At 56.6% G+C, this 24,353-nt stretch carries 22 protein-coding genes; 13 read left to right on the top strand and 9 right to left on the bottom strand.

What is annotated here, in order from left to right; all coding sequences use genetic code 11:
* Positions 1–324: 324 nt before the first annotated feature.
* From OKC29_RS20245 to OKC29_RS20230, 4 genes are all read left to right on the top strand, one after another.
* Positions 325–525, top strand: coding sequence for a hypothetical protein (locus OKC29_RS20245; protein WP_128343913.1), 201 nt, complete (start codon positions 325–327; stop codon positions 523–525).
* 134 nt (positions 526–659) lie between these two features.
* Positions 660–1,877, top strand: a complete 1,218-nt coding sequence (locus OKC29_RS20240) for a hypothetical protein (RefSeq protein WP_128343915.1) — start codon at positions 660–662, stop codon at positions 1,875–1,877.
* Entirely contained in the window at positions 1,858–2,604 is a 747-nt protein-coding gene (locus OKC29_RS20235) for a hypothetical protein (protein ID WP_134695593.1), read from the top strand. The genes OKC29_RS20240 and OKC29_RS20235 overlap by 20 nt, the downstream gene beginning before the upstream one ends.
* Before the next feature lie 46 nt (positions 2,605–2,650).
* Positions 2,651–3,400, top strand: coding sequence for a PRTRC system ThiF family protein (locus OKC29_RS20230; protein WP_103829029.1), 750 nt, complete (start codon positions 2,651–2,653; stop codon positions 3,398–3,400).
* A gap of 116 nt (positions 3,401–3,516) precedes the next feature.
* Here the strand turns inward: OKC29_RS20230 and OKC29_RS20225 are convergent, their stop codons facing one another.
* The gene (locus tag OKC29_RS20225; RefSeq protein WP_103829031.1) at positions 3,517–4,515 is read right to left on the bottom strand and encodes a ParB N-terminal domain-containing protein; all 999 of its coding nucleotides are present in this window, start codon (positions 4,513–4,515) and stop codon (positions 3,517–3,519) included.
* The gene (locus tag OKC29_RS20220) at positions 4,515–5,744 is read right to left on the bottom strand and encodes a ParA family protein (protein WP_103829032.1); all 1,230 of its coding nucleotides are present in this window, start codon (positions 5,742–5,744) and stop codon (positions 4,515–4,517) included. Before OKC29_RS20220 ends, OKC29_RS20225 begins: the two co-directional genes overlap by 1 nt.
* Positions 5,745–6,198: 454 nt before the next feature.
* Here OKC29_RS20220 and OKC29_RS20215 point away from each other — a divergent pair, with 454 nt between their 5' ends.
* The 3 genes from OKC29_RS20215 to OKC29_RS20205 are packed head-to-tail and all read left to right on the top strand — an operon-like array spanning position 6,199 to position 7,751.
* Positions 6,199–6,543 carry a hypothetical protein gene (locus OKC29_RS20215; protein WP_128343918.1) on the top strand — a complete coding sequence of 115 codons (345 nt, stop codon included), beginning with the start codon at positions 6,199–6,201 and terminating at the stop codon, positions 6,541–6,543.
* An 18-nt stretch (positions 6,544–6,561) separates the two neighbouring features.
* Positions 6,562–7,314 (top strand): hypothetical protein, encoded by a 753-nt coding sequence (locus tag OKC29_RS20210; RefSeq protein WP_103829033.1) that lies wholly within the window; start codon positions 6,562–6,564, stop codon positions 7,312–7,314.
* Positions 7,314–7,751, top strand: a complete 438-nt coding sequence (locus tag OKC29_RS20205) for a hypothetical protein (protein ID WP_103829034.1) — start codon at positions 7,314–7,316, stop codon at positions 7,749–7,751. Before OKC29_RS20210 ends, OKC29_RS20205 begins: the two co-directional genes overlap by 1 nt.
* 1,698 nt (positions 7,752–9,449) lie before the next feature.
* Here OKC29_RS20205 and OKC29_RS20200 read toward each other — a convergent pair.
* The 3 genes from OKC29_RS20200 to OKC29_RS20190 form a co-directional block, all read right to left on the bottom strand.
* Positions 9,450–10,286 (bottom strand): aminoglycoside O-phosphotransferase APH(6)-Id, encoded by an 837-nt coding sequence (locus OKC29_RS20200; RefSeq protein ID WP_000480968.1) that lies wholly within the window; start codon positions 10,284–10,286, stop codon positions 9,450–9,452.
* A complete protein-coding gene (aph(3'')-Ib, locus tag OKC29_RS20195; RefSeq protein ID WP_001082319.1) occupies positions 10,286–11,089 on the bottom strand; it encodes an aminoglycoside O-phosphotransferase APH(3'')-Ib in 804 nt (267 codons plus the stop codon). The genes OKC29_RS20200 and aph(3'')-Ib overlap by 1 nt, the downstream gene beginning before the upstream one ends.
* A 65-nt stretch (positions 11,090–11,154) precedes the next feature.
* The gene (locus OKC29_RS20190) at positions 11,155–11,769 is read right to left on the bottom strand and encodes a recombinase family protein (RefSeq protein ID WP_000904906.1); all 615 of its coding nucleotides are present in this window, start codon (positions 11,767–11,769) and stop codon (positions 11,155–11,157) included.
* Positions 11,770–11,894: 125 nt separating this feature from the next.
* Between OKC29_RS20190 and OKC29_RS20185 the strand changes: the two genes are divergently transcribed.
* Positions 11,895–14,780 (top strand): Tn3 family transposase, encoded by a 2,886-nt coding sequence (locus OKC29_RS20185; RefSeq protein WP_001138082.1) that lies wholly within the window; start codon positions 11,895–11,897, stop codon positions 14,778–14,780.
* Between the two features lie 507 nt (positions 14,781–15,287).
* On the opposite strand, the gene OKC29_RS20180 is transcribed toward OKC29_RS20185, so the two are convergent.
* Both OKC29_RS20180 and OKC29_RS20175 read right to left on the bottom strand, forming a co-directional pair.
* Positions 15,288–16,334, bottom strand: coding sequence for a methyl-accepting chemotaxis protein (locus OKC29_RS20180; protein ID WP_024175926.1), 1,047 nt, complete (start codon positions 16,332–16,334; stop codon positions 15,288–15,290).
* A gap of 8 nt (positions 16,335–16,342) precedes the next feature.
* Positions 16,343–16,888 (bottom strand): PAS domain-containing protein, encoded by a 546-nt coding sequence (locus OKC29_RS20175; protein WP_245155528.1) that lies wholly within the window; start codon positions 16,886–16,888, stop codon positions 16,343–16,345.
* Between the two features lie 308 nt (positions 16,889–17,196).
* On the opposite strand from OKC29_RS20175, the gene OKC29_RS20165 reads away from it, so the two are divergent.
* The 4 genes from OKC29_RS20165 to OKC29_RS20150 all read left to right on the top strand — a co-directional run bounded on the left by OKC29_RS20165 (position 17,197) and on the right by OKC29_RS20150 (position 21,689).
* Entirely contained in the window at positions 17,197–18,879 is a 1,683-nt protein-coding gene (locus OKC29_RS20165; RefSeq protein ID WP_172688984.1) for a Mu transposase C-terminal domain-containing protein, read from the top strand.
* A 2-nt stretch (positions 18,880–18,881) separates the two neighbouring features.
* Positions 18,882–19,790: a TniB family NTP-binding protein gene (locus OKC29_RS20160; RefSeq protein WP_028604704.1), complete on the top strand. Its 909-nt coding sequence runs from the start codon at positions 18,882–18,884 to the stop codon at positions 19,788–19,790.
* Positions 19,787–21,004, top strand: a complete 1,218-nt coding sequence (locus tag OKC29_RS20155) for a TniQ family protein (RefSeq protein ID WP_230064635.1) — start codon at positions 19,787–19,789, stop codon at positions 21,002–21,004. Before OKC29_RS20160 ends, OKC29_RS20155 begins: the two co-directional genes overlap by 4 nt.
* Before the next feature lie 61 nt (positions 21,005–21,065).
* Positions 21,066–21,689 (top strand): recombinase family protein, encoded by a 624-nt coding sequence (locus OKC29_RS20150; protein WP_003155741.1) that lies wholly within the window; start codon positions 21,066–21,068, stop codon positions 21,687–21,689.
* 162 nt (positions 21,690–21,851) lie between these two features.
* On the opposite strand, the gene OKC29_RS20145 is transcribed toward OKC29_RS20150, so the two are convergent.
* Both OKC29_RS20145 and OKC29_RS20140 read right to left on the bottom strand, forming a co-directional pair.
* Complete coding sequence (locus OKC29_RS20145; protein ID WP_003159191.1) at positions 21,852–22,406, bottom strand: aminoglycoside N-acetyltransferase AAC(6')-Ib4; 555 nt, start codon at positions 22,404–22,406, stop codon at positions 21,852–21,854.
* A gap of 97 nt (positions 22,407–22,503) precedes the next feature.
* The gene (locus OKC29_RS20140) at positions 22,504–22,902 is read right to left on the bottom strand and encodes a FosC2 family fosfomycin resistance glutathione transferase (RefSeq protein ID WP_270669568.1); all 399 of its coding nucleotides are present in this window, start codon (positions 22,900–22,902) and stop codon (positions 22,504–22,506) included.
* A gap of 158 nt (positions 22,903–23,060) precedes the next feature.
* Here OKC29_RS20140 and intI1 point away from each other — a divergent pair, with 158 nt between their 5' ends.
* Positions 23,061–24,074 carry a class 1 integron integrase IntI1 gene (gene intI1 / locus OKC29_RS20135; protein ID WP_270669567.1) on the top strand — a complete coding sequence of 338 codons (1,014 nt, stop codon included), beginning with the start codon at positions 23,061–23,063 and terminating at the stop codon, positions 24,072–24,074.
* The last annotated feature ends 279 nt before the right edge of the window (positions 24,075–24,353 follow it).

Below are 24,353 nucleotides of genomic sequence, written 5' to 3'. Positions count from 1 at the left end.
ACGAATTTCTAATACCCCCAGTCAAAACCAACGGTTAGATGTTGGGAGGGGAGGGGATCGAAAACCGCCGCAAGGCGGTTTTATCTTTTGTGTGTGTGGATTCAGCCGCCAGCTATCAGTCCTAGGGGAGGTTTGAGTGACCCAGTACTGCTGATGGGGTGATGTTGTCGGTGAACAGGCAGCAGAAAAATACAGTGTATTTGTGTTTCCAACTTGTTATCGGCAGCGCAAGGGAGCAACAAAAATACACTGTATTTTTGGGAGTTTGAGCTGATCTTGCGTCTGAGCAATCTAAGGGATACTGGCTGCATAGGAGGTGCTTACATGCCGACTCATGATGAATTAGCCGCATGGCTGGATGTAATTGAGGCTGAGCCAGAACAGCCAACAGAGCAAGTTTCAGATCAAAACTACCTAGAAGAATTTGCCAAGGAGAAAGTGAAATGGATGCAGTTTGCTCAGAGAGTAGCGCGAGCACCAACCGAGCGGGATTTGCAATCCGGTTGGGCGAGCCGGCCTCGCTGAAAGGGCAGGCTAGCGCGCGTTTGCAAGTACCCCCCTCCTTGCGTCTGCGCGGGGCTGTAATACCAAGACCGGGGTTTGCGGCTACAGATGGTTTCCATTCATCAATTCATTCTCTGGGGGAAATTGCACCACTGTTGAAGCCTGTCGTCACGCTGGCTCACAAGAACGGCTGGGGGGCCACAGAACTGACCAATTTGATGGCAGCGCAGACTCTAGCTGAGCGCCTGAGTCGCTTTGAGGATCTTGCGCATGTTGTATGCCAAGAGCTGTCTGAGCGGGCTGAAAGGGCAGGGGAGGTATGTGCCTGCGAACTGCGGGAGATCCTAAAAAATGTGGGTGGGGAAGCGTTGGCCACAGAGTTTGACAATAACTACGCAACTTGTAGGCAGATACTTGATTTTAGTTTTGGCCTTGTTAACGACCGAAATGGTAATGAGTTCGGTCAGGCCAGCGAGCAGTTCAGATTTAGGCTGTTCTCTGACCTCGAATTCATGGTTTTTCCATCGTCAGTGTCCAGCGACTACCTCGCAGCATTTCAAAACCTCATGTTCTCACAACTCCCACTTGTTGGGTTCATCCCAAGTAATGCCTTCTTTGAATACACCCTCGACTGGATGACTGAGTGTTACGATCTTGAGTTACCAGAGACTTTGGAGGCCAGCCAAATTGACGAGTTCATCGGCGTTTTGGAGCAGGCCGAAAGTGAATTATCCAAGATAGACTCTGCTCCCAGCATCGAATCAGAAGCCCCCGACTTTTTCGATAAACTCGTGCTGCTAGTCGGTGGCAAAGCAGAGGCAACTGCTGTTCTTATGAAGGTCAAAGATGCCAGTGATGAACTCGGTGGTGATGGATACTCAGCCATGTGGAGCTGTTTTGATTATTGCCATCAGAAAGCTGGCTGGACTGAAATCGCTCAGTCAGTGAAGGAGATCACAGCTGAAGGGGGGCTTGCGGCTGTATTTGGCCGCCTGAGTGAGGTGGATGATAACACCTCTCTGAGTGCCTTCCTGTTGGGGGCTCAGACGATCATTGAAAGGGAAATGGCGACCAATAGGGTAGCGAAAGAGGTTTTCGACTATCAAGACGAGTCTGACATATCCATTGACTTTAAAATCCCCTTTGAAACAAAGGTGCTGTCGCGCAGGGAGCTTGCTGATGATGCCTACAACACTCACAACGAATTTGCCATGAACGGGGATCTTTGTACCTCTAGCGTTTGCGTCCACATCAATGATGATACTTTGATGGCCATGGAATCGTGGCAGCGAAGCATTGCAATTATGGCCGCTGTGTACGTCGCAGGAAACAACATGAAAGAGGAAACAGGTCATGCAAGTGGTCAGAAATAACGCCTGTCAGAATAAACAGAGTCTACCCCGCCTTGCGCTCGTATTTTCCAGCTCTAGTGAGCAGATGGCAGACCTGACCGGCATTACACGACACGCCATCGTTGACGACAAACTTGGGCTAGGTGAACCCCTTTCAATGCAGACGATTCAGGATCTGTTGGCAGACCTCACAGGGTCGCTGGATCGCTCCCAGGGTAACACGAAGGGCAACTACCAATTCATCCCCTCAAACGTGCTGCTCAGTAGCCCAAGCGCCATTACATGGTATCAGCCCTCGCGGGAAGGAATGTTATGGTTACAGGTAGGTGGTGAGAGGTGCGGTTTCCAGATCCGTTGGCCAGCACTTGTGTTCAATATCCAGAAAGGGTCGGCACGGCTATCTGTAGCCGCTCTGGAAACCGATGAGCGCCCTACACCCGAGAACCATGTCTACGATGTTCCGATGCCCAACTGCTACCACGGGGGAGGGTTTTGCCTTGGGAGTGCAACGTTGCCCCGAGAAATTAATTTCTCGACCTTGCCGGAGATTGAGGCTTGCATGTACGAGGCGCTGAAAACACACAGTAACAACTCCCAAGCGTTAGCCGACGGCTCTACGCCAACCGCGTTTTGGGTCGGAATGGACGTAGAGCGGAGAAAGACCGGCGTAATCCCGACAATAACAGCCTCCCAAATGACGAGAATTGGCTATCTCGGAGATTGGATTGAGCAGGTTGCATCACGATAAAGAAGGGGATAATTGCGAACGTTGAGTTGAGTAAAGGAGCAGGGCGATGAAGTGGAAAACCCCCATTGAGTATTTGTCTCAGGAAGTGGATGTTGTGCTTATTGGGTGTGGAGGGACTGGCAGTTTTGTCATGGGCGAACTGTCAATGTTACATGATCTCTTGGCCCGTCTTGGTCATCCCGGCATCAGTGTGACCGCCTATGATGGCTCTCCGGTTCGTGAAGCTAATTTAGGTCGCCAGAGGTTCCATGCGGCAGACCTGGGGCTCCCCAAAGCACAAGCCTTGGTCGATGCGGAGCGTTGCTATAACGGATTCGCTTGGGAAGCTAAGGCAGACTATGATGTGGGCCAAGGACACTTTAATCGCCGCCGTCCAACCGTATATATCACCGCTGTGGACAAGCCCAGTTTTCGTGCGCAATTCGGGTCGAAGTTTGCAACGTTGAGCAAAGGAAACGGCCTCTGGATTGACGCAGGCAACGATAACAAGACGGGGCAGGTAGTCTTAGGGGGGGCGGGATTGCCGACAGCCTATGACCTGTTTGCGGGGCAGTATGAGGTGATGGTGGATGACCTATCCAAGAGCTGTTCATCAGCGGAGGCCGTCGCCAAGCAAGATTTCGGGGTTAACTCTACGGCAGCCAGGATTGTTGGCCAACTCATGTGGAATATGTTCCGGCATGGCGGCCTTGATTCCCACGGTGCGTTTTTCGACGTACACCGGTTATCAGTTGACCCCATACCCATTGACGAAAAAGTGTGGTCATCGTTCGGTTACTCTCCGAAGACTCAGTGAGTGCCATGAACGCAACCCTAAATAAAAACCGCCCGATGGCGGTTTTTATTTACTGGCAGGTTGGTGGAATCCTATTGATGCTGTTGCTCCCATGCCCAGCCCTCCCTGCTTGATCCTCACTTTTTGAGCATAGCAAGGAGATCGAACAGTTGCTGACTGGAAATCTCGTCTGGTAGGGTCAACTCGAAAGTATTGCCCTTTTTTTGCTTCACCTCGATTCCGGCAATCACATTCACATTGGTGCGCTTTTTCGGCTTTTCACCCGCAAGTTCTGTTGCTTGTGCGGCAATGTCGGCCAGTGCTTTCGGTGCTGAGGGGTATGGCTCTTTACCTTGGGCCCATAATATCAGGGCTTCAACTTGTCCCTTCGTGAGTAGCTTTAGGGTTCTTCGCAGATTTAGTATTGTTGGGCGCCCAGTACCAGTTCCATCCGGTAGCAGTTCATAGAGTGGCAGCGGGATCTCAAGTGCCCACTGTGAGGCGCGGACTTCTGACTCATGCACCCCGAAAAGTGCTGCGGCCTGGAGTACATCTAACCCTTCATCCTTCATCACCCGGGCATAATGCAGCCCTTTATCATAAAGCGAGTTGGGTCGAGTGAGGTTGGCAAGTCGACTGAGCTCGCGTAGCTCTGCCATGCTCAGATCCTCTGTTTCGTCGGTGTAAGCTATGGGTAAGCCTTTATCCGCCAACAGTGCACAGTATCGGCGACGCTGACCGTCAAATATGCCATACCTGGTATCTGCTCCTCGTACTGCCAACACCTCCATCACGACGCCACCAGACCGAACTGAGCCGATCAGGTCATCTACAGTTTCTTCAGTCACTCCCGACTTGGAGCGAATATTCGCTTCGTGGATATAGGTTAGCTCCTCAACATGTGCGGAGGGGATATAGACTGACGTCAGCCGCACGAGGCGCCCATTTTTAAGGCGTATAACCCGGAAAGCACCAGTCGATCGAATCTTGCTGGCCAATGCTTCTTCCGCGTCCAGAAATCCCCCAGCCACATCCTCAGGTATGCTGAACACACCGCTTGAAATGGACGGCTCGGCTGCTGATGCAGCCATGTGGGCCACTAGGCCTGTGCTCATTGGCGTGCGCTTTTTGCTCATCAGTTCGATACCTCAAGAATGTTAGAGAAAAACTCAGCCACAACGTTCTCCGCAACGTTCTGGGCACGTCGGAGTGACCGGGTATCTCCTGCATAATGCTTCGGTTGGATGGTGAATACGGTTCGGCCATCTTCAGTGACAGAAGAGAATGGCCTCAGTTGCTCCATCCTGTTGACAAACAACTTCGCTGGTTCAAGGTTCTTGAGCATCATGTAGTTATCCAGATGCTGTGGATTGGTGCCGTCAAATTTACTGCCCAGAAGCCAGACTGATGCGGGATCCAGGTTTGGGGAGGGGATATTCGCCAACAACCCATGAATGGACTCGAGGAATTTCAAGCTCGAGTCAAACTCCAGCGGGTCGAGGCCAATAGCAACAAACAAGCTGTCACTCGCTTGCAAAGTGTTAATCAAGGCCGCGTCAAGATGAGGACCCGCATCAAGCAAGATGAGATCGAAGTGATCACGAATCGGATCAATGACATATTTTGTCAGCAATTCGGTCATGTTGATGCCGGTATCTGCAGCGTGTTGGTATGCCTGCAGTGAAAAGAAACCATCAGCTGTACCCGCCGGCATGACGAATAGCCCATCGCTAGAAGTAGGCAGCATCCATGACCTTACCGTTTCAGGTGTGGCTCTGCTGGCAATGGCTTCGATTGCAGAATGCTGTGGCACTTTTCCAAGCCCGGCGAACCCAAAAGCAACGGAAGTTGACCCCTGGGGATCCATGTCAATAACCGCTACCCGCAATTGATGACGGATCAGGTTGCGATGATGAACCAAACCGGTCGCGATGGTAACGGTCGATGTGGTCTTGCCAACCCCCCCCTTTAGGTTCTGGCAAGCTACCACCTTAGCGCGAGTATCGGAGCCAAGAGTGGACTTGATCTCGGCAAACGAACGCTGGCCTGCGGCCTTGTAAATGGCCCGCACATCGGCATGAGAAAATGTGTGTGGTTGGAGCGCGTTTTTCTCTGCTGGTAGCCGGCTAAACTCTCGGCCACCATCACGCAACACCTTGATGGCCCCTTCAACTCTGGCCCGGGTCATTTCCGGTAAACGCTGCACCTGGTACATCGTGTAAACCGCACTTTGATAGCCGTCCTCAATGGAGGAGTCCCGGCGGTCTTGCTTAACATCGGCTATGTACCCCAACACCATTCTTGCTTGGTTGCGGAGTTTCTCGAAGCCCACCAAGCGTTGCTGTCTTTCCAATACACTGATCATTCGACTTCCACCGTCAATTCCATGTTTTTAGGTCTTGGGATGATAATTCAGGAATTATGGGTTTGTCTATTTTTTGGCAATAGGCGCAGCTGGAGGCACAAGCTCTGCCCTCAGCTAAATGCGGCCAACTAAACCAAAAGCACATCAGATGACCGATCACATTCATTCGTCACCAGCCCCAGCCTGATTGGAAGAAGTAACTGCATACTGATTCTTCCCCGCAAATCATCACCGTCACCAACACGGTCGTTAACCCGCCGAGAAGTGATACAAGGCAACTACGACAGTAGTTCAACAGTGATACAAGGCGACTACGTTGGTAGCTCAATGGTGATACGACTTGCATCAAATGTGATTCGTTTATGATGCAAAGCGTTGACAAGGGTAAGGGCGAAAATGAGCACAACAATCACCAATCCTTGGCACCTAGACAGCATCTCTTAGCGAGGACCTTATGTTACCAAGCAGAAAAGGCGCATCGAAACTCGAGCCCTATACAGATGAACTCCTGGAGCTGAGGGGTAAACATTCGCTTGAGGTGATCCGTGAGTACCTAGAGGAGAAGTACAACATTGAGATAACAAGGTCCGCAATAAATGCGTTCGTAAAACGAAGACAGAAAATATTGGCAAGCCATAGTTCGACCCAACCAACTCCTCTCGTCCCCAGCGAGGAACCCAAAATGGCGCCAGCCGCCGTGCAGCGTAGTCATGTGGCCGAACGACTTCCTTCTGCCACATCCAATAAGGTGGAAACGCCTGTAGTTGTTGACGTGTGGGCAGGCAAGGTAAAACTCTGAATATTAGGGAATTAATAGATGAAGATTGTTGTTGTATCTAAAACAGGATTTGTAGGAAAAACCGTTCTGTCTGCCCACTGGTTGAAAACCATGATGCCCGCAGCCCAGCTCTTCTCGATTGAGGACATGAACCAGGCCGCTGATGCACTTGGTGTTGACGTAACCACAATGAACGGGGGTCAATTCTCAAATCTGATGAATTCAATCATGGTAGAAGATGAGGCCATCATCGATGTGGGTATGAGCAACGTCCGGTTCTTCATCGACGGACTTCGCAAGTTCAGTAACTCTTGCCAAGAGTTCGACTACTACTTTATCCCCCTCACACCAGAGAAGCGTTGCCAGGCAGAGGCGGCAGAAACCATCAACACGCTGTTGGAAATTGGCGTTGACCCTGCTCGGATTCGCCCGATTTTCAACAAAATTCCAGCCACATTCTTCTCCTTCGACCAGTTTGCAAGCTTCGTGTCATACATGAAAAAGCATACAAAAGTGGAGACCGACTTCCGGTGGGCAGTAGAAGAAAACCCGGCGTTTGAAATGCTGTCGCGGCAGGAGCTGAGCCTTGCTAGCGTGGTAGCTGATACTCGAGACTACAAAAGTGAGGCAAAGGCTATCGTTATGAAATCTCGTACAGAAGGGTTGGAGCTCGATGCCAGGAAGGTAGAAGAACTGACGTCCATGCACACTCTACGCATGTGCTGTGTTCCGCTCCTTGAGAAGCTCACTACAGTCTGGGGGGATTTACGTCTTACTAAGCAGGTCGCCTAATGGCCCCGGAAAACCTATCGTTGAAGGGGGGCTTGTTACCGGCAGAACATTACCAGGCGATCTTTGCATCCATGCTTGGTGATGTGTACGAAGCCATTCAGGCAGCCAGCCGCCTACAACGAGAGGTGGAGCGTACCCACGAACTGTTTAGCAAGATTGAGTCGCTTTTAAAATGGCTATCCCGTGAGCGGCAAGAGATACATGATGCAGCAACACGCTTTGGTGTCATGCTAGAGCGGCTTGATGAAGAAAACGAGCGATTTATTCGTGTGCATCGTTCAACTCTCGATGCGATGAGGAGTGAGTTAGACTTCATAGCCCGCTCCGAAATGAAGGAGAGGGGAAGCAAGCTGAATGTTGTTACAAATGTTCCCTGGTTGGTAGCCATTATCTGTTCAGGCATTACAGGTTACTTACTTGGTATGATGGCGAAATGAATTGAAGGCCGTACAGCGATTGTGCGGCCTTTTTTTGCTTATTCACTTCAGGTCGACTCGGCGATGCACCGTTCGAGAGATCGCTAGGTAGGCACATCAGCAAGCTGCAGCTAGATTCTGTATGGGCAGGGGGCCAACTAAGGCGAAGGCCGGGGGGGGGGCATCGGCTCTCGCCGGCCCGAGGCCCCGCCAGTACCGGCCGGGTGGAGTTATCCAAGGTACTGGCCTAGCATGCCTGGAGCCGGCGCCAGATCCTGCAGGGGCGGGGCCAACCAAGGTGCCGGCCGAAGAAACACCGGCTCCCGCACACCTGCAGGCCTGACCGTGGCAGCCCTAAGGCTGAGTTCTACGGCCTTAAAGCGTCAGAACAAACGCCCTCATAATCTCCTCCTTCCTCACATCCATGACTTGGCAAGCAAACAAATGCCTGCCGCCATCTCGAGCCTAACCGCATGACGCGAACCGGATATCCAGCCCGGGACGCACCGAGCATCCCAAACCGGTCCTCTGAACACCGAACCGAAACCGATAATGGGGCGGGCTACCTGGGACGTTGAGCTCGGGCCTTGCCAGCCCCAGCACACCTGACGGCCCCGCCGACTGCCATGAACCGGAACACTCGTCCAGCAGGGTACCGAGCCTGCGACGGCCCTGGCTCGACTTAACCAGCCCCGGCCCAGGGCCCGCCATGCACCGGCTCCCCCTGAACACCGAACCGACCGGCAGCCCGGGGCCACCTGCTGTACCGGCCCGCCGGACAGAGTACCGGATCCACCCCGCCGGCGGTGGCCAACTCGGGCTCCGAGACCGCGGCGGCCCGGGGCCACCGGCAGCACCACCACACCGAATACAACTCCGGATCGGTCCACACTGGCCAAAGAGTCCGCGGCGGCACGATCCGTCAACCACACTCCACAAAGGCCAGCGCGAGCGCTACCAAAGCCCAGGATCTTGAGATCGGCATGCACACCGAGTAAATCCCGCCGCCACCTGGTCCAGCACACTTGCCGGCACCGCCGGACGTAGCACCCGATCCCCCGCCGGCGGTGGCCGCCCTCTGCCCGATCCCACGGTGACCCGGGCCATCCTGCTGCACCGCCCCGCCAGACGTTGTACCTCAGTGGCCCCCCATGCGCCGAGCACGCAGCAGCCCGAGACGTACCAGGTATTGCGCATCGGCTTACTCGACCCAGGGCACCAATGGGGATAGCGGTACCCGCTCGGCGGCCAGCATCTGCAGAATCAGCCCTGATCATTTAGTCCGGGCCCCTTAGACTCAGCACACCAGTGTGTGGAGCTCGAATACCGCCGGAGCCTTGGCTTGCTACTCTGCATGCACACCGACAAAAACCAGCCACCACAACTCCCGGCCCCACCGGCAACAGCACCGATCCGGGAGCTGCAGCGCCACCGGCAAGCACCGGAACACCCGCAGGCAGTGGCCACCCTCTAACCGAACCCGCCGGCCGCTACAACCGATCACCCCGCCGCTGCTGGGCACCCTGGATGCCGAACTCGCTGCCGCCCGGGGCCACCTGCAACACAGACCCATCGGAGGCCGCGCCGAATCCCCGCCCGGTCGCCGGCTACCCGGGGTCGTTTGCGGGAGAGGGCGAAATCCTACGCTAAGGCTTTGGCCAACGATATTCTCCGGTAAGATTGATGTGTTCCCAGGGGATAGGAGAAGTCGCTTGATATCTAGTATGACGTCTGTCGCACCTGCTTGATCGCGGCCGCGATAGCTAGATCGCGTTGCTCCTCTTCTCCATCCGCGTTCCAAGCTGCGGAAAGGCACCCATAAGCGTACGCCTGGTCGAGCAGGCGACGCGGATCGACGTCCAGCGCACGAGAGAATGCGTCCGCCATCTGTGCAATGCGTCTAGGATCGAGACAAAGGTCGTCTCTGTCAGCCGGATCGTAGAACATATTGGCGGCGCCAAAGCCCACTTCACCGACCAGACCGACGGGATCTATCACCAGCCAGCCGCGACTGGAGAACATGATGTTTTCATGATGCAGATCGCCATGTAGCCCACGCAGTTCCGAGGCATTGCTCATCATTTGATCGGCTATAATCGCCGCGTGGACGTAGTCAGTTTGACAACCTGCGTTTTGATCATCGCGCGCCCGCTGAAACAAAGCTGCAAAGCGATCCCGGATCGGGAGAAGGGCAGAAGGCAGGGGTTCCTCAGATGCGGCATACAGCTTCGCCATTAGTTCCGCTGCAATTTCGGTCGCCTGGTAGTCGCCGTGCTCGGCAACGATGTGAGAGAGCATTCGCTCCCCGGCATATTCGAGCAACATCAGATTGTTCTCACGACCGAGCAACCGGACTGCTCCCCTCCCATTGCGCCATACCAGATAGTCGGCCCCGCGCAGTTCATCAGCAATGTCTTCTATAGGTTTCAATCCCTTGACGATTGCAGGAGTCCCGTCTGGCAATGAAACTTTCCAAACGAGGCTGGAAAAGGTGTCCGCAATGAGAACAGGTTGCGAAACGTGCCAATGAGCAGGAAAAACAGGCGGCATGAACATCAACCCCAAGTCAGAGGGTCCAATCGCAGATAGAAGGCAAGGCGTTCGCGGTCGGGGGCTTCGATCCCCAATACATTGAATAGGACAGCGAAGGCGCGCTCTGCTTCATCTGGCGCTGCCCAGTTCTCTTCGGCGTTAGCAATCATGAGTGCCAAATCGGCATAGCGATCTGCTGTTCCGAGCCGCCCAAGGTCGATCAGACCCGTGCATTGAAGAGTTTTAGGGTCCACCATGAAGTTCGGCATGCAGGGATCACCATGGCAAACAACCATATCGGTGCGCTCTTGGTCGAGCCGCACCGGTAGCTCTCGTTCGACACGAGCCAAAAGATCGAGCTGCGGCGTACTCTTGTCCTCGTCCGGTAAGAAGTCGGGATTGACGGCATTGCGGGACACCACATCAACGGCGCGTCCGAACATTCGCGACAGCCTGCGCTCAAACGGACATTGATCAACCGATAGGCTGTGAACAGCGCCAAGTTGCTGCCCCATTGACGGCCACGCTTTGAGCAAATCCGCTCCAGACAGATCAGCCGCCGGTACTCCCGGAATTGCCGTTATCACCAAGCATGCACCCTCCTGTTCCTCCTGCCAGTTGATCACCTCGGGGCAAGCCACACCTCGACCTTTGAGCCAAATGAGGCGGTCACGCTCTCCAGCGAGCTCACCGCGGCGGGAAGCAGGTGCGATTTTCGCGAAGGCATGCCCGTCACCACGTCGAAAAACAAAATCACCAGATTCTCCGCCTCTGACAGGCAACCAGTCAGAATGCGATTCACCAAAAAAAATATTAGTTCGATTCAATGGAGGTTCCTTCAGTTTTCTGATGAAGCGCGGAGGTGGCTCAACCTGCGAAAAGAAACGAGTTGCTACGTAAGTCCGAGAACATGCTTTCCATGGTCTCTGAGCTCGCCTTTGGGACCGACATATCGGTAGAGAGTGACGCGCTCGATGCCGAGTTCCTTGCAGAGATCGGAAACTGAAGTATCGCGCTGGGCCATGGCGGCTTGCGCGAGACGCACCTGAGCTTTGGTGAGCGCGAATTTTCGTCCGCCCTTGCGACCGCGCGCTCTCGCGGAGGCGAGACCCGCCATGGTGCGCTCTCGGATCAGATCCCGCTCGAACTCGGCCAAGGTGGCGAAGATTCCGAACACCATGCGACCGGACGCAGTCGTGGTGTCGATCTGAGCGCCCTTTCCAGTCAGAACCCGCAGGCCGATCTTGCGGTCTGACAGCTCCTTCACCGTGTTGACCAGATGGGCAAGCGATCGTCCGAGGCGATCGAGCTTCCAGACCACCAGCACATCGCCGTCACGCAATGACTTGAGGCAGGCAGTCAAGCCAGGGCGATCATCACGACCGCCGGAAGCAAGATCATCATAGATATTGTCCCGTTCGACACCTGCGGCGCGCAAGGCGTCGTGCTGCAGGTCGAGAGACTGCGAGCCATCGGCTTTGGAGACGCGGGCATATCCGATCAGCATGTATCACAAACGTTGGTTTGAGGCGGCGCTTCGGCCACGATTGCATTGACCTCTGGAAATGTATCTCAACCAGCTTCATAAACAAAGCGTCTTGAACGCTATCAGATTTTGAAAAAGGAACATGTATGCCGCGTCGCGTCACTCTAACCGATCGGCAGAAAGACGCGCTGTTGCGCTTGCCGACTTCACAGACGGATTTGCTCAAGCACTATACGCTGAGTGATGAAGACCTTGGGCATATCAGGCTGCGTCGGCGCGCTCACAACAGGTTCGGCTTCGCCCTGCAATTGTGTGTCCTGCGCTATCCCGGCCGGGTGCTGGCTCCAGGCGAACTGATCCCTGCAGAGGTCATCGAATTTATCGGAGCGCAGCTTGGCCTGGGTGCCGACGATCTCGTAGACTATGCTGCCCGCGAGGAAACACGGCACGAGCATCTTGCCGAGTTACGGGGGCTCTACGGCTTCCGCACCTTCTCCGGACGTGGTGCGAGCGAGCTGAAGGAATGGTTGTTCCGAGAAGCCGAGATGGCGGTGTCGAACGAGGATATCGCCCGTCGCTTCGTAGCCGAGTGCCGACGCACCCGCACTGTCCTTCCCGCGACATCCACGATCGAGCGGCTTTGTGCCGCGGCTCTCGTCGATGCCGAGCGACGCATCGAGACGAGGATCGCCAGTCGGCTGCCTATGTCGATCCGAGAACAGTTGCTGGCATTGCTCGAGGAGACGGCTGATGATCGGGTGACCCGTTTTGTGTGGCTGCGCCAGTTCGAGCCTGGCTCGAACTCTTCGTCGGCCAACCGGCTGCTCGACCGGCTCGAATATCTGCAACGCATCGATCTCCCCGAGGATCTGCTTGCCGGCGTTCCTGCCCATCGGGTGACTCGTCTGCGCAGGCAGGGTGAACGGTATTATGCCGACGGCATGCGCGATCTCCCGGAGGACAGGCGGCTTGCGATCTTGGCTGTTTGCGTCTCGGAATGGCAGGCGATGTTGGCCGACGCAGTGGTCGAAACCCACGACCGGATCGTCGGCCGTCTCTACCGTGCTTCGGAGCGTATTTGCCATGCAAAGGTCGCAGACGAAGCGGGGGTGGTGCGTGACACCCTGAAATCCTTCGCCGAGATCGGGGGCGCCCTGGTCGATGCACAGGATGATGGCCAGCCGCTGGGCGATGTCATCGCGAGTGGGTCAGGGTGGGACGGCTTAAAAACCCTTGTTGCAATGGCAACCAGGCTGACCGCCACCATGGCCGACGATCCGCTCAATCATGTGCTCGACGGTTATCACCGCTTCCGCCGATACGCTCCACGCATGTTGCGCCTGCTCGATCTGCGAGCTGCGCCCGTTGCACTGCCGCTTCTGGAAGCGGTGACGGCCCTTCGTACCGGTTTGAACGATGCCGCGATGACCAGCTTCTTGCGGCCCAGCTCGAAATGGCATCGCCACCTTCGGGCCCAGAGGGCTGGCGACGCTCGCCTATGGGAGATCGCGGTGCTGTTCCATCTGCGCGATGCGTTCCGCTCCGGAGATGTCTGGCTTACTAGGTCCCGGCGCTATGGCGATCTGAAACACGCACTCGTTCCGGCACAATCCATCGCGGAAGGCGGTCGTCTCGCTGTGCCATTGCGGCCGGAGGAATGGCTGGCAGACCGGCAAGCTCGCCTCGACATGCGGTTGCGCGAGCTTGGCCGTGCCGCTCGCGCAGGCACGATCCCGGGCGGGTCGATTGAAAACGGCGTTCTGCATATCGAGAAACTCGAAGCCGCCGCGCCGACAGGCGCCGAAGATCTGGTGCTCGATCTCTACAAGCAGATCCCGCCCACGCGCATCACCGATCTCCTGCTGGAGGTGGATGCGGCGACCGGCTTCACCGAAGCGTTCACCCATCTGCGCACAGGAGCACCCTGCGCTGACCGGATCGGGCTAATGAACGTTATCTTGGCGGAAGGGATCAACCTCGGCTTGCGCAAAATGGCGGATGCGACAAACACCCACACCTTCTGGGAATTGATCCGCATTGGACGGTGGCATGTCGAGGGCGAAGCCTATGACCGGGCGCTGGCCATGGTGGTCGAGGCACAGGCAGCGTTACCCATGGCCCGGTTCTGGGGCATGGGCACGTCGGCTTCGAGCGACGGACAGTTCTTCGTCGCTACAGAGCAAGGTGAGGCCATGAACCTGGTCAACGCGAAATATGGCAATACCCCGGGCCTGAAAGCCTATAGCCACGTCTCCGACCAATATGCGCCGTTCGCAACCCAGGTGATTCCTGCAACGGCAAGCGAAGCGCCTTACATCCTCGATGGCCTGCTGATGAACGATGCTGGACGCCATATCCGCGAGCAGTTCACCGACACGGGCGGCTTCACCGATCACGTCTTTGCCGCATGTGCCATTCTCGGCTACCGGTTCGCTCCGCGCATCCGCGACCTGCCATCCAAACGGCTCTACGCGTTCAATCCGTCGGCCGCCCCGGCGCACCTGCGAGCGTTGATCGGCGGAAAGGTCAACCAAGCCATGATCGAGCGCAATTGGCCCGACATCCTGCGCATCGCCGCCACCATTGCTGCCGGGACCGTCGCGCCAAGCCAGATTCTGCGGAAACTCGCCTCCTATCCGCGGCAGAACGAGCTCGCGACAGCCCTGCGGGAAGTCGGTCGCGTCGAGCGCACCCTGTTCATGATCGACTGGATTCTGGATGCCGAACTCCAACGGCGTGCCCAGATCGGGCTCAACAAAGGCGAAGCTCATCATGCGCTGAAGCGGGCAATCAGCTTCCACCGCCGCGGTGAAATCCGCGACCGTTCCGCCGAAGGCCAGCATTACCGCATCGCCGGCATGAATCTGCTCGCCGCCATCATCATCTTCTGGAACACCATGAAGCTCGGCGAGGTCGTTGCAAACCAGAAACGCGATGGAAAGCTGCTATCGCCCGATCTCTTGGCCCATGTTTCGCCGCTCGGATGGGAACACATCAATCTCACCGGAGAATATCGCTGGCCAAAGCCTTAGCGTAGGATTCCGCCCCCTCCCGCAAACGACCCCTACCCGGGGCGCTGAGCCCGCGGTGGCCCGCAACCACCTGCTACACCGGGGCACCGTAAGCCGCACCGGCCCCCCCCTGCCGGCAGTGGTCGACCTGGGCCACCAGCAACACCAGCACCGCCGGACGCAGTACCGGAACAACCGCCGGCAGGGTACCGAGCCTGCGACGGCTCTGGCTCGACTTAACCGGTCACGGCCCGAGGCCCGCCACGTACCGGATCCCTCTGAACACTGGACCGACCGGCAACACCATCCCACCGAATGCAACTCCGGTTCGGTCCACACGGGGGAACCGCAGAATTCGGAAAAAATCGTACGCTAAGCTAACGGTGTTCTCGTGACAGCTCTTTGACTAGGCTTTCTAAGGCCATTCTGATAGCCCTGACTTCCTGAAAAGCCATGGCTAAAATTTGTGCGGCTAAAAGGGATAACCGATGGTAAAGTAAGTTATCCCTGTCGAGATACTGAAAAGCGTTATCCTCGTTTTTCCCAAAACTGTTTTGCCAGTTCGCTCAGAGCGCTAGTTAACTGAGCGACAGATTTCGCACTTTGCAAATTATTCTGCCCGGTCTGTACATTGGTATCAGCAGCATCGCGTATATTGATAATACTGCGGTTTATGTCTTCACTTACTGCTCCCTGCTGCTCGACCGCAGTCGCTATTTGCGCGTTCATGTCGGTAATTTCGTTAACGCGTTGGCCAATTCCATCAAGAGCTGTAGCTGCTTCCTCTGCGTGAGCTACACTCGTGTGCGCTTGCCGACTACTTTGCTCCATGACTGTAACAGCGGATTGCGCTCGCTCTTGTAGAGCGCTGATCATGCTTTGAATATCCGTTGTCGATTGCTGTGTGCGAGCAGCAAGACTGCGAACCTCATCGGCGACAACAGCAAAACCACGCCCCTGCTCACCAGCACGCGCGGCCTCAATTGCTGCGTTGAGTGCCAACAAATTCGTTTGCTCGGCGATCCCTCGTATAACGTCAAGAACTTTTGATATCTCGTTACTTTGACCTTCAAGCTCATGAATAACCTGAGTGGCTTGCCTAATTTCACCTTCAAGGGCAGTGATTGACTGGCTTGTGTGGGCTACCAGACGCTGGCCAGATGCCGTCTCAGTGTCTGCTCTTCCGGCCGCATCTGCAGCATGCTGTGCATTGCTCGCAACCTCTTGAATGCTTGCCACCATTTGGTTTACTGCCGTTGCTATTTGATCTGTCTCTGCCTGCTGCTCAACTGTAAGTACATTGCTTGACTCAATATCCTTTAGTAGGCCTCGGGTGTGTTCGCTAAGCCGATTTGATGCATCACCTATGCGACCTACTATGGCGCCTGTTTCAGCTTGCATCATTCGTAAAGCAAACTCTATTTGGCCAAACTCATCGGTGCGCCCAGTGTAGAGGGATTGACTTAATGGGTTATTGGAAATATTCCTGGCTCTTTCAACCAGTCTTCCAAGAGGAGAGAGAATAGCCAAAACACTAACAGAGCTTAAGCTTCCTGACATTAAAGTGGCTAACAATAAGCTGCTTATTGATGTATCAGTAAGCAGCTTATTGATGTATCAGTAAGCATGCCGGCAGCCATTGCGCTTGATATAATACTACCCCATATGAGCAAGAGTATTTTCACGGAAAAGCTAGCAGCCAATTTCGGCCTCGCGGCCTTCCCGCTTCTCAATTGAGCATATAATTTTTCCGCAGCCAAAACCTGCTCAGGTTCAGGCTTGGTCCTTACAGACTGGTATTCAACAATCGAACCATTCTTAGCTATTGGCGTTACATAAGCACTTACCCAATAGTGGTCGCCATTTTTACAGCGATTTTTTACTAGCCCCATCCATGAGCGGCCAGATTTTAATGTACTCCACATATGCTCAAATGCAGCAGGCGGCATATCTGGGTGTCTTACGATGTTGTGAGGCTGGCCTAATAGTTCTTCCTCAGTGAAACCACTGATTTTAATGAAGTCAGGATTAACGTACGTGATATGGCTTTGAGGGGAGGTAGTCGAAAGAATATTGGCATCTTTTGGGAGTTCTAAGTTTCGACCCGTCACTGGTAAATTCTGGCGCATAAGAACCTCAAGGGTTGGCTGTTTTATTTTATTGTTTTCGGCATTAAGCCCAATTTCTTGAGCGTTACGATAAAGCTAGCATGGAAACGATAGGTGCAAGCAAGTTAAGGGTTGCATCGCGCATGTCAATCTAGGCTATACCCTAACTTGATGTCAGGCAGGGCCGCTGTCATTTTCAGAAGACGACTGCACCAGTTGATTGGGCGTAATGGCTGTTGTGCAGCCAGCTCCTGACAGTTCAATATCAGAAGTGATCTGCACCAATCTCGACTATGCTCAATACTCGTGTGCACCAAAGCGAGGTGAGCATGGCGACGGACACCCCACGGATTCCAGAACAAGGCGTGGCCACTCTGCCTGATGAGGCTTGGGAGCGTGCGCGCCGTCGTGCGGAGATCATCAGTCCGTTGGCGCAGTCGGAGACGGTCGGGCACGAAGCGGCCGATATGGCGGCTCAGGCGCTGGGCTTGTCTCGGCGCCAGGTATACGTTCTGATCCGGCGTGCCCGGCAAGGCAGCGGCCTCGTGACGGATCTGGTGCCCGGCCAGTCCGGTGGAGGTAAAGGTAAGGGGCGCTTGCCGGAACCGGTCGAGCGCGTCATCCACGAGCTACTGCAAAAGCGGTTCCTGACCAAGCAGAAGCGCAGCCTAGCGGCCTTTCACCGCGAAGTCACTCAGGTGTGCAAGGCTCAAAAACTGCGAGTGCCGGCGCGCAATACCGTGGCCTTACGGATCGCTAGCCTTGACCCGCGCAAGGTCATCCGCCGGCGGGAAGGCCAGGATGCCGCTCGTGACCTACAAGGTGTGGGCGGCGAGCCTCCTGCCGTGACCGCGCCGCTGGAGCAGGTGCAGATAGACCATACGGTCATCGACCTGATCGTGGTCGATGACCGCGACCGGCAACCTATTGGCCGCCCGTACCTGACCCTCGCCATCGACGTGTTCACCCGCTGCGTGCTCGGCATGGTCGTCACGCTGGAAGCGCCGTCTGCCGTTTCGGTTGGCCTGTGCCTCGTGCATGTCGCCTGCGACAAGCGCCCTTGGCTGGAAGGACTGAACGTGGAAATGGATTGGCAGATGAGCGGCAAGCCCTTGCTGCTCTACCTAGACAACGCGGCCGAGTTCAAGAGCGAGGCCCTGCGCCGGGGTTGCGAGCAGCATGGCATCCGGCTGGACTATCGCCCGCTGGGACAGCCGCACTATGGCGGCATCGTGGAACGGATCATCGGCACGGCGATGCAGATGATTCACGACGAACTGCCGGGAACGACCTTCTCCAACCCTGACCAGCGCGGCGACTACGATTCCGAAAACAAGGCCGCCCTGACGCTGCGCGAGCTAGAGCGCTGGCTCACATTGGCGGTCGGCACCTACCACGGTTCGGTGCACAACGGCCTGCTCCAACCGCCGGCCGCGCGCTGGGCCGAGGCCGTGGCGCGTGTCGGCGTACCGGCCGTCGTCACACGCGCTACTTCGTTCCTGGTCGATTTTCTGCCGATCCTCCGGCGCACGCTGACCCGCACCGGCTTTGTCATCGACCACATCCACTACTACGCCGATGCGCTCAAGCCGTGGATTGCGCGGCGTGAACGCTGGCCGTCCTTTCTGATCCGGCGCGATCCGCGCGACATCAGCCGTATCTGGGTCCTGGAACCGGAGGGACAGCACTACCTGGAAATTCCCTACCGTACCTTGTCGCACCCGGCTGTCACCCTCTGGGAACAACGGCAGGCGCTGATGAAATTGCGGCAGCAAGGGCGCGAACAGGTGGATGAGTCGGCGTTGTTCCGCATGATCGACCAGATGCGCAAAATCGTGACCACCGCGCAGAAGACCACGCGCAAGGCGCGGCGCGACGCAGATCGACGCCAGCATCTCAAGGCAACGGCACCGCCTGTCAAAGCCACGCCACCACCGGACGCTGACATGGATGACCAGCAGGCGGACAACCAGCCGCCCGCCAAACCGTTCGACCAGATTGAGGAGTGGTAGCCGTGGAAGAATATCCCATCATCGAGCTGTCCCACCTGCTGCCGGCGGCGCAGGGATTGGCCCGGCTGCCGGCGGACGAGCGCATCCAACGCCTTCGCGCCGACCGCTGGATCGGCTACCCCCGCGCGGTCGAGGCGCTGAACCGGCTGGAAACCCTGTATGCGTGGCCAAACAAGCAACGCATGCCCAACCTGCTGCTGGTCGGCCCGACCAACAACGGCAAGTCGATGATCGTCGAGAAGTTCCGGCGCACGCATCTGGCCAGCGCCGATGCCGACCAGGAGCACATCCCGGTGCTGGTCGTGCAGATGCCGTCCGAGCCGTCTGTGATCCGCTTCTACGTCGCGCTGCTCGCGGCGATGGGTGCGCCATTGCGACCGCGCCCACGACTGCCGGAAATGGAGCAACTGGCGCTGGCACTGCTGCGCAAGGTCGGCGTGCGCATTTTGGTGATCGACGAGTTGCACAACGTCCTGGCTGGTAACAGCGTCAACCGCCGGGAATTCCTCAATCTGCTGCGCTTCCTCGGCAACGAACTGCGCATCCCACTGGTCGGGGTTGGCACGCGCGACGCCTATCTGGCCATCCGCTCGGATGACCAGTTGGAAAACCGCTTCGAGCCGATGATGCTGCCGCTGTGGGAGGCCAACGACGATTGCTGCTCACTGCTGGCCAGCTTCGCCGCTTCGCTTCCTCTGCGGCGACCCTCGTCGATTGCCACGCTGGACATGGCCCGCTACCTGCTCACACGCAGCGAGGGCACCATAGGCGAACTGGCGCACTTGCTGATGGCAGCGGCCATCGTCGCCGTGGAGAGCTGCGAGGAAGCGATCAACCATCGCACGCTCAGCATGGCCGATTACACCGGTCCCAGCGAGCGGCGGCGGCAATTCGAGCGGGAACTGATGTGAAGCCAGCGCCACGCTGGCCACTGCATCCGGCTCCCAGGGAAGGCGAAGCCTTGTCTTCGTGGCTCAACCGCGTGGCCCTTTGCTATCACATGGAGGTGTCCGAGCTGCTGGAGCACGATCTTGGTCACGGTCAGGTTGATGACCTGGACACCGCGCCACCACTGGCGCTGCTGGAGATGCTCTCCCTGCGGAGCGGCATCGAGCCGGATCGGCTGCGTTGCATGAGTTTCGCCGGCTGGGTGCCTTGGCTACTGGACAGTCTTGATGATCAGATTCCAGATGCATTGGAAACCTATGCGTTCCAGCTCTCGGTGCTGCTGCCGAAACTCCGCCGTAGGACGCGATCCATCACGAGCTGGCGTGCCTGGCTGCCCAGCCAGCCGATACATCGCGCCTGTCCGCTCTGTCTGAACGACCCGGCAAACCAAGCCGTACTGCTTGCATGGAAGCTGCCCCTGATGCTGAGCTGCCCGCTGCATGGCTGCTGGCTGGAATCCTATTGGGGCGTGCCAGGGCGGTTTCTCGGCTGGGAGAACGCCGACGCCGAACCGCGCACCGCCAGCGACGCGATTGCGGCGATGGACCAGCGTACCTGGCAGGCACTGACAACCGGTCACGTGGAGCTGCCGCGCCGACGCATCCACGCTGGATTGTGGTTTCGGCTGCTACGCACGCTGCTCGATGAGCTGAACACCCCGCTTTCGGCGTGCGGAACCTACGCGGGGTATCTCCGCCAAGTCTGGCAAGGCTGCGGGCATCCGCTGCGTGCTGGGCAAAGTCTGTGGCGACCGTATGAAACCCTGAACCCGGCAGTACGGTTGCAGATGCTGGAGGCAGCGGCAGCGGCAATCAGCTTGATTGAGGTGAGGGATATAAGCCCGCCAGGCGAGCATGCAAAGCTGTTCTGGTCCGAGCCCCAAACCGGGTTCACCAGTGGTCTGCCGGCGAAAGCGCCGAAGCCCGAACCCGTCAATCACTGGCAACGGGCGGTCCAAGCTATCAGTGAGGCGATCATTGAAGCGCGGCACAACCCCGAGACGGCGCGCTCGCTGTTCGCCTTGGCTTCCTATGGTCGGCGCGACCCAGCTTCCCTGGAACAGTTGCGAGCCACCTTTGCAAAGGAAGGCATCCCCCCGGAATTTCTGTCACATTACGAGCCTGATGGACCCTTTGCATGTCTTAGACAGAATGACGGGTTAAGTGACAAATTTTGACGGCCAGAATTTTCCGGCGCACACTGTCACATAATCGAACGTATACGTGACGGGTGAAAAGGTGCTGATCGGCTACATGCGGGTATCGAAGGCGGACGGATCCCAGTCCACCAATTTGCAACGCGATGCGCTCATCGCCGCTGGTGTGAGCCTTGCGCACCTTTACGAGGATCTGGCCTCGGGCAGGCGCGATGATCGCCCAGGGTTGGCTGCTTGCCTGAAGGCGCTTCGTGAAGGGGACACGCTGATCGTGTGGAAGCTCGATCGGCTTGGCCGTGATCTGCGCCACCTGATCAACACCGTGCACGACCTAACTGCGCGTAGCGTGGGCCTGAAGGTCCTGACCGGTCACGGTGCGGCGGTCGACACGACGACTGCCGCCGGCAAGCTTGTGTTCGGTATTTTTGCCGCGCTGGCCGAGTTCGAGCGTGAGTTGATTTCCGAGCGAACAGTCGCTGGACTTATCTCGGCGCGCGCTCGCGGCAGGAAAGGGGGGCGCCCCTTCAAGATGACCGCCGCCAAGCTACGCCTGGCGATGGCCAGCATGGGGCAACCGGAAACCAAGGTGGGCGATCTCTGCGAAGAACTCGGGATTACCCGGCAGACGCTCTACCGGCACGTGTCGCCCAAGGGCGAACTGCGGCCAGACGGCGTAAAGCTGCTCTCCCTCGGTTCAGCCGCATAAATGGAGGCGACCTGGAACGGGGCGCTGTTCAGTGCGGCAACGATCCGATTACCGGTGTCGACCCAGAGCAGCCGTAGAGCTTTTGGGAAAGCTGTCGTTCAACGTTTGACATGAGGGGCGGCCAAGGGCGCCAGCCCTTGGACGTCCCCCTCGATGGAAGGGTTAGGCATCACTGCGTGTTCGCTCGAATGCCTGGCGTGTTTGAACCATGTACACGGCTGGACCATCTGGGGTGGTTACGGTACCTTGCCTCTCAAACCCCGCTTTCTCGTAGCATCGGATCGCTCGCAAGTTGCTCGGCGACGGGTCCGTTTGGATCTTGGTGACCTCGGGATCATTGAACAGCAACTCAACCAGTGCTCGAACCAGCTTGGTTCCCAAGCCTTTGCCCAGTTGTGATGCATTCGCCAGTGACTGGTCTATTCCGCGTACTCCTGGATCGGTTTCTTCTTCCCACCATCCGTCCCCGCTTCCAAGAGCAACGTACGACTGGGCATACCCAATCGGCTCTCCATTCAGCATTGCAATGTATGGAGTGACGGACTCTTGCGCTAAAACGCTTGGCAAGTACTGTTCCTGTACGTCAGCAAGTGTCGGGCGTGCTTCTTCTCCGCCCCACCACTCGACGATATGAGATCGATTTAGCCACTCATAGAGCATCGCAAGGTCATGCTCAGTCATGAGGCGCAGTGTGACGGAATCGTTGCTGTTGGTCACGATGCTGTACTTTGTGATGCCTAACGCCCGAAATAACCGGCGTGCGCTAGCACGTCCGGCGCCGCAGGCGCGTAGTTAATTGACTTGTTATGTTTGCTTATAGCCATACTAACCCTTGATAGGGTTTAGACTTCAACGATTCCAAACGACTTTGTAGGCTACCGCTATGGATTTCCAATATATGGCCGTCAGGATCGAGCAAGTATAAAGAAAGTCCTTCGCTTCTATTTTGTTTCCATTCAACGACATGTGCTTCGCGAAGCTTTTTAGTAACTGGTTCGAAATTCTCTTCGGAAACATCAAACGCGATGTGACAGTAATCTTGGCTCGGATGCACTTCGTCACAAGACAAGCAAATCCAAGTAGCCTCCAAGCTCAGATATGCCCCACTATCCCAGCGGACATGTGCCTTCATTCCTAATAGACGCGTATAGAACTCCACGGAACGTTCAAGGTCACTTACTGCAATAGTAATATGATTCAATCCTCGTAACACTGACTCTCCTCAGCGAACATAACTTTGTTTTAGGGCGACTGCCCTGCTGCGTAACATCGTTGCTGCTCCATAACATCAAACATCGACCCACGGCGTAACGCGCTTGCTGCTTGGATGCCCGAGGCATAGACTGTACAAAAAAACAGTCATAACAAGCCATGAAAACCGCCACTGCGCCGTTACCACCGCTGCGTTCGGTCAAGGTTCTGGACCAGTTGCGTGAGCGCATACGCTACTTGCATTACAGCTTACGAACCGAACAGGCTTATGTCCACTGGGTTCGTGCCTTCATCCGTTTCCACGGTGTGCGTCACCCGGCAACCTTGGGCAGCAGCGAAGTCGAGGCATTTCTGTCCTGGCTGGCGAACGAGCGCAAGGTTTCGGTCTCCACGCATCGTCAGGCATTGGCGGCCTTGCTGTTCTTCTACGGCAAGGTGCTGTGCACGGATCTGCCCTGGCTTCAGGAGATCGGAAGACCTCGGCCGTCGCGGCGCTTGCCGGTGGTGCTGACCCCGGATGAAGTGGTTCGCATCCTCGGTTTTCTGGAAGGCGAGCATCGTTTGTTCGCCCAGCTTCTGTATGGAACGGGCATGCGGATCAGTGAGGGTTTGCAACTGCGGGTCAAGGATCTGGATTTCGATCACGGCACGATCATCGTGCGGGAGGGCAAGGGCTCCAAGGATCGGGCCTTGATGTTACCCGAGAGCTTGGCACCCAGCCTGCGCGAGCAGCTGTCGCGTGCACGGGCATGGTGGCTGAAGGACCAGGCCGAGGGCCGCAGCGGCGTTGCGCTTCCCGACGCCCTTGAGCGGAAGTATCCGCGCGCCGGGCATTCCTGGCCGTGGTTCTGGGTTTTTGCGCAGCACACGCATTCGACCGATCCACGGAGCGGTGTCGTGCGTCGCCATCACATGTATGACCAGACCTTTCAGCGCGCCTTCAAACGTGCCGTAGAACAAGCAGGCATCACGAAGCCCGCCACACCGCACACCCTCCGCCACTCGTTCGCGACGGCCTTGCTCCGCAGCGGTTACGACATTCGAACCGTGCAGGATCTGCTCGGCCATTCCGACGTCTCTACGACGATGATTTACACGCATGTGCTGAAAGTTGGCGGTGCCGGAGAGCGCTCACCGCTTGATGCGCTGCCGCCCCTCACTAGTGAGAGGTAGGGCAGCGCAAGTCAATCCTGGCGGATTCACTACCCCTGCGCGAAGGCCATCGGTGCCGCATCGAACGGCCGGTTGCGGAAAGTCCTCCCTGCGTCCGCTGATGGCCGGCAGCAGCCCGTCGTTGCCTGATGGATCCAACCCCTCCGCTGCTATAGTGCAGTCGGCTTCTGACGTTCAGTGCAGCCGTCTTCTGAAAACGACAGTCAGAATAGAGTCTGCTTTCCCATTTTTTGACACATGCCCGCGAAGGTTATAGATTTCAGCCTGACAGAAATGGGC

Origin of the sequence: Aeromonas sp. QDB34 (assembly GCF_027705405.1) — a bacterium.
Taxonomy (GTDB): domain Bacteria; phylum Pseudomonadota; class Gammaproteobacteria; order Enterobacterales; family Aeromonadaceae; genus Aeromonas; species Aeromonas hydrophila.
This window is presented reverse-complemented; position numbering and strand designations above follow the sequence as displayed.

What these genes read in the sequence shown, in the direction of transcription:
- OKC29_RS20225 (WP_103829031.1), bottom strand. Translation starts at nt 4,515, where the DNA reads ATGAGCAAAAAGCGCACGCCAATGAGCACAGGCCTAGTGGCCCACATG.
- OKC29_RS20200 (WP_000480968.1), bottom strand. Translation starts at nt 10,286, where the DNA reads ATGTTCATGCCGCCTGTTTTTCCTGCTCATTGGCACGTTTCGCAACCT.
- OKC29_RS20235 (WP_134695593.1), top strand. Translation starts at nt 1,858, where the DNA reads ATGCAAGTGGTCAGAAATAACGCCTGTCAGAATAAACAGAGTCTACCC.
- OKC29_RS20220 (WP_103829032.1), bottom strand. Translation starts at nt 5,744, where the DNA reads ATGATCAGTGTATTGGAAAGACAGCAACGCTTGGTGGGCTTCGAGAAA.
- OKC29_RS20190 (WP_000904906.1), bottom strand. Translation starts at nt 11,769, where the DNA reads ATGCTGATCGGATATGCCCGCGTCTCCAAAGCCGATGGCTCGCAGTCT.
- OKC29_RS20215 (WP_128343918.1), top strand. Translation starts at nt 6,199, where the DNA reads ATGTTACCAAGCAGAAAAGGCGCATCGAAACTCGAGCCCTATACAGAT.
- OKC29_RS20230 (WP_103829029.1), top strand. Translation starts at nt 2,651, where the DNA reads ATGAAGTGGAAAACCCCCATTGAGTATTTGTCTCAGGAAGTGGATGTT.
- OKC29_RS20165 (WP_172688984.1), top strand. Translation starts at nt 17,197, where the DNA reads ATGGCGACGGACACCCCACGGATTCCAGAACAAGGCGTGGCCACTCTG.
- OKC29_RS20175 (WP_245155528.1), bottom strand. Translation starts at nt 16,888, where the DNA reads ATGCGCCAGAATTTACCAGTGACGGGTCGAAACTTAGAACTCCCAAAA.
- OKC29_RS20205 (WP_103829034.1), top strand. Translation starts at nt 7,314, where the DNA reads ATGGCCCCGGAAAACCTATCGTTGAAGGGGGGCTTGTTACCGGCAGAA.
- OKC29_RS20185 (WP_001138082.1), top strand. Translation starts at nt 11,895, where the DNA reads ATGCCGCGTCGCGTCACTCTAACCGATCGGCAGAAAGACGCGCTGTTG.
- OKC29_RS20210 (WP_103829033.1), top strand. Translation starts at nt 6,562, where the DNA reads ATGAAGATTGTTGTTGTATCTAAAACAGGATTTGTAGGAAAAACCGTT.
- OKC29_RS20245 (WP_128343913.1), top strand. Translation starts at nt 325, where the DNA reads ATGCCGACTCATGATGAATTAGCCGCATGGCTGGATGTAATTGAGGCT.
- intI1 (WP_270669567.1), top strand. Translation starts at nt 23,061, where the DNA reads ATGAAAACCGCCACTGCGCCGTTACCACCGCTGCGTTCGGTCAAGGTT.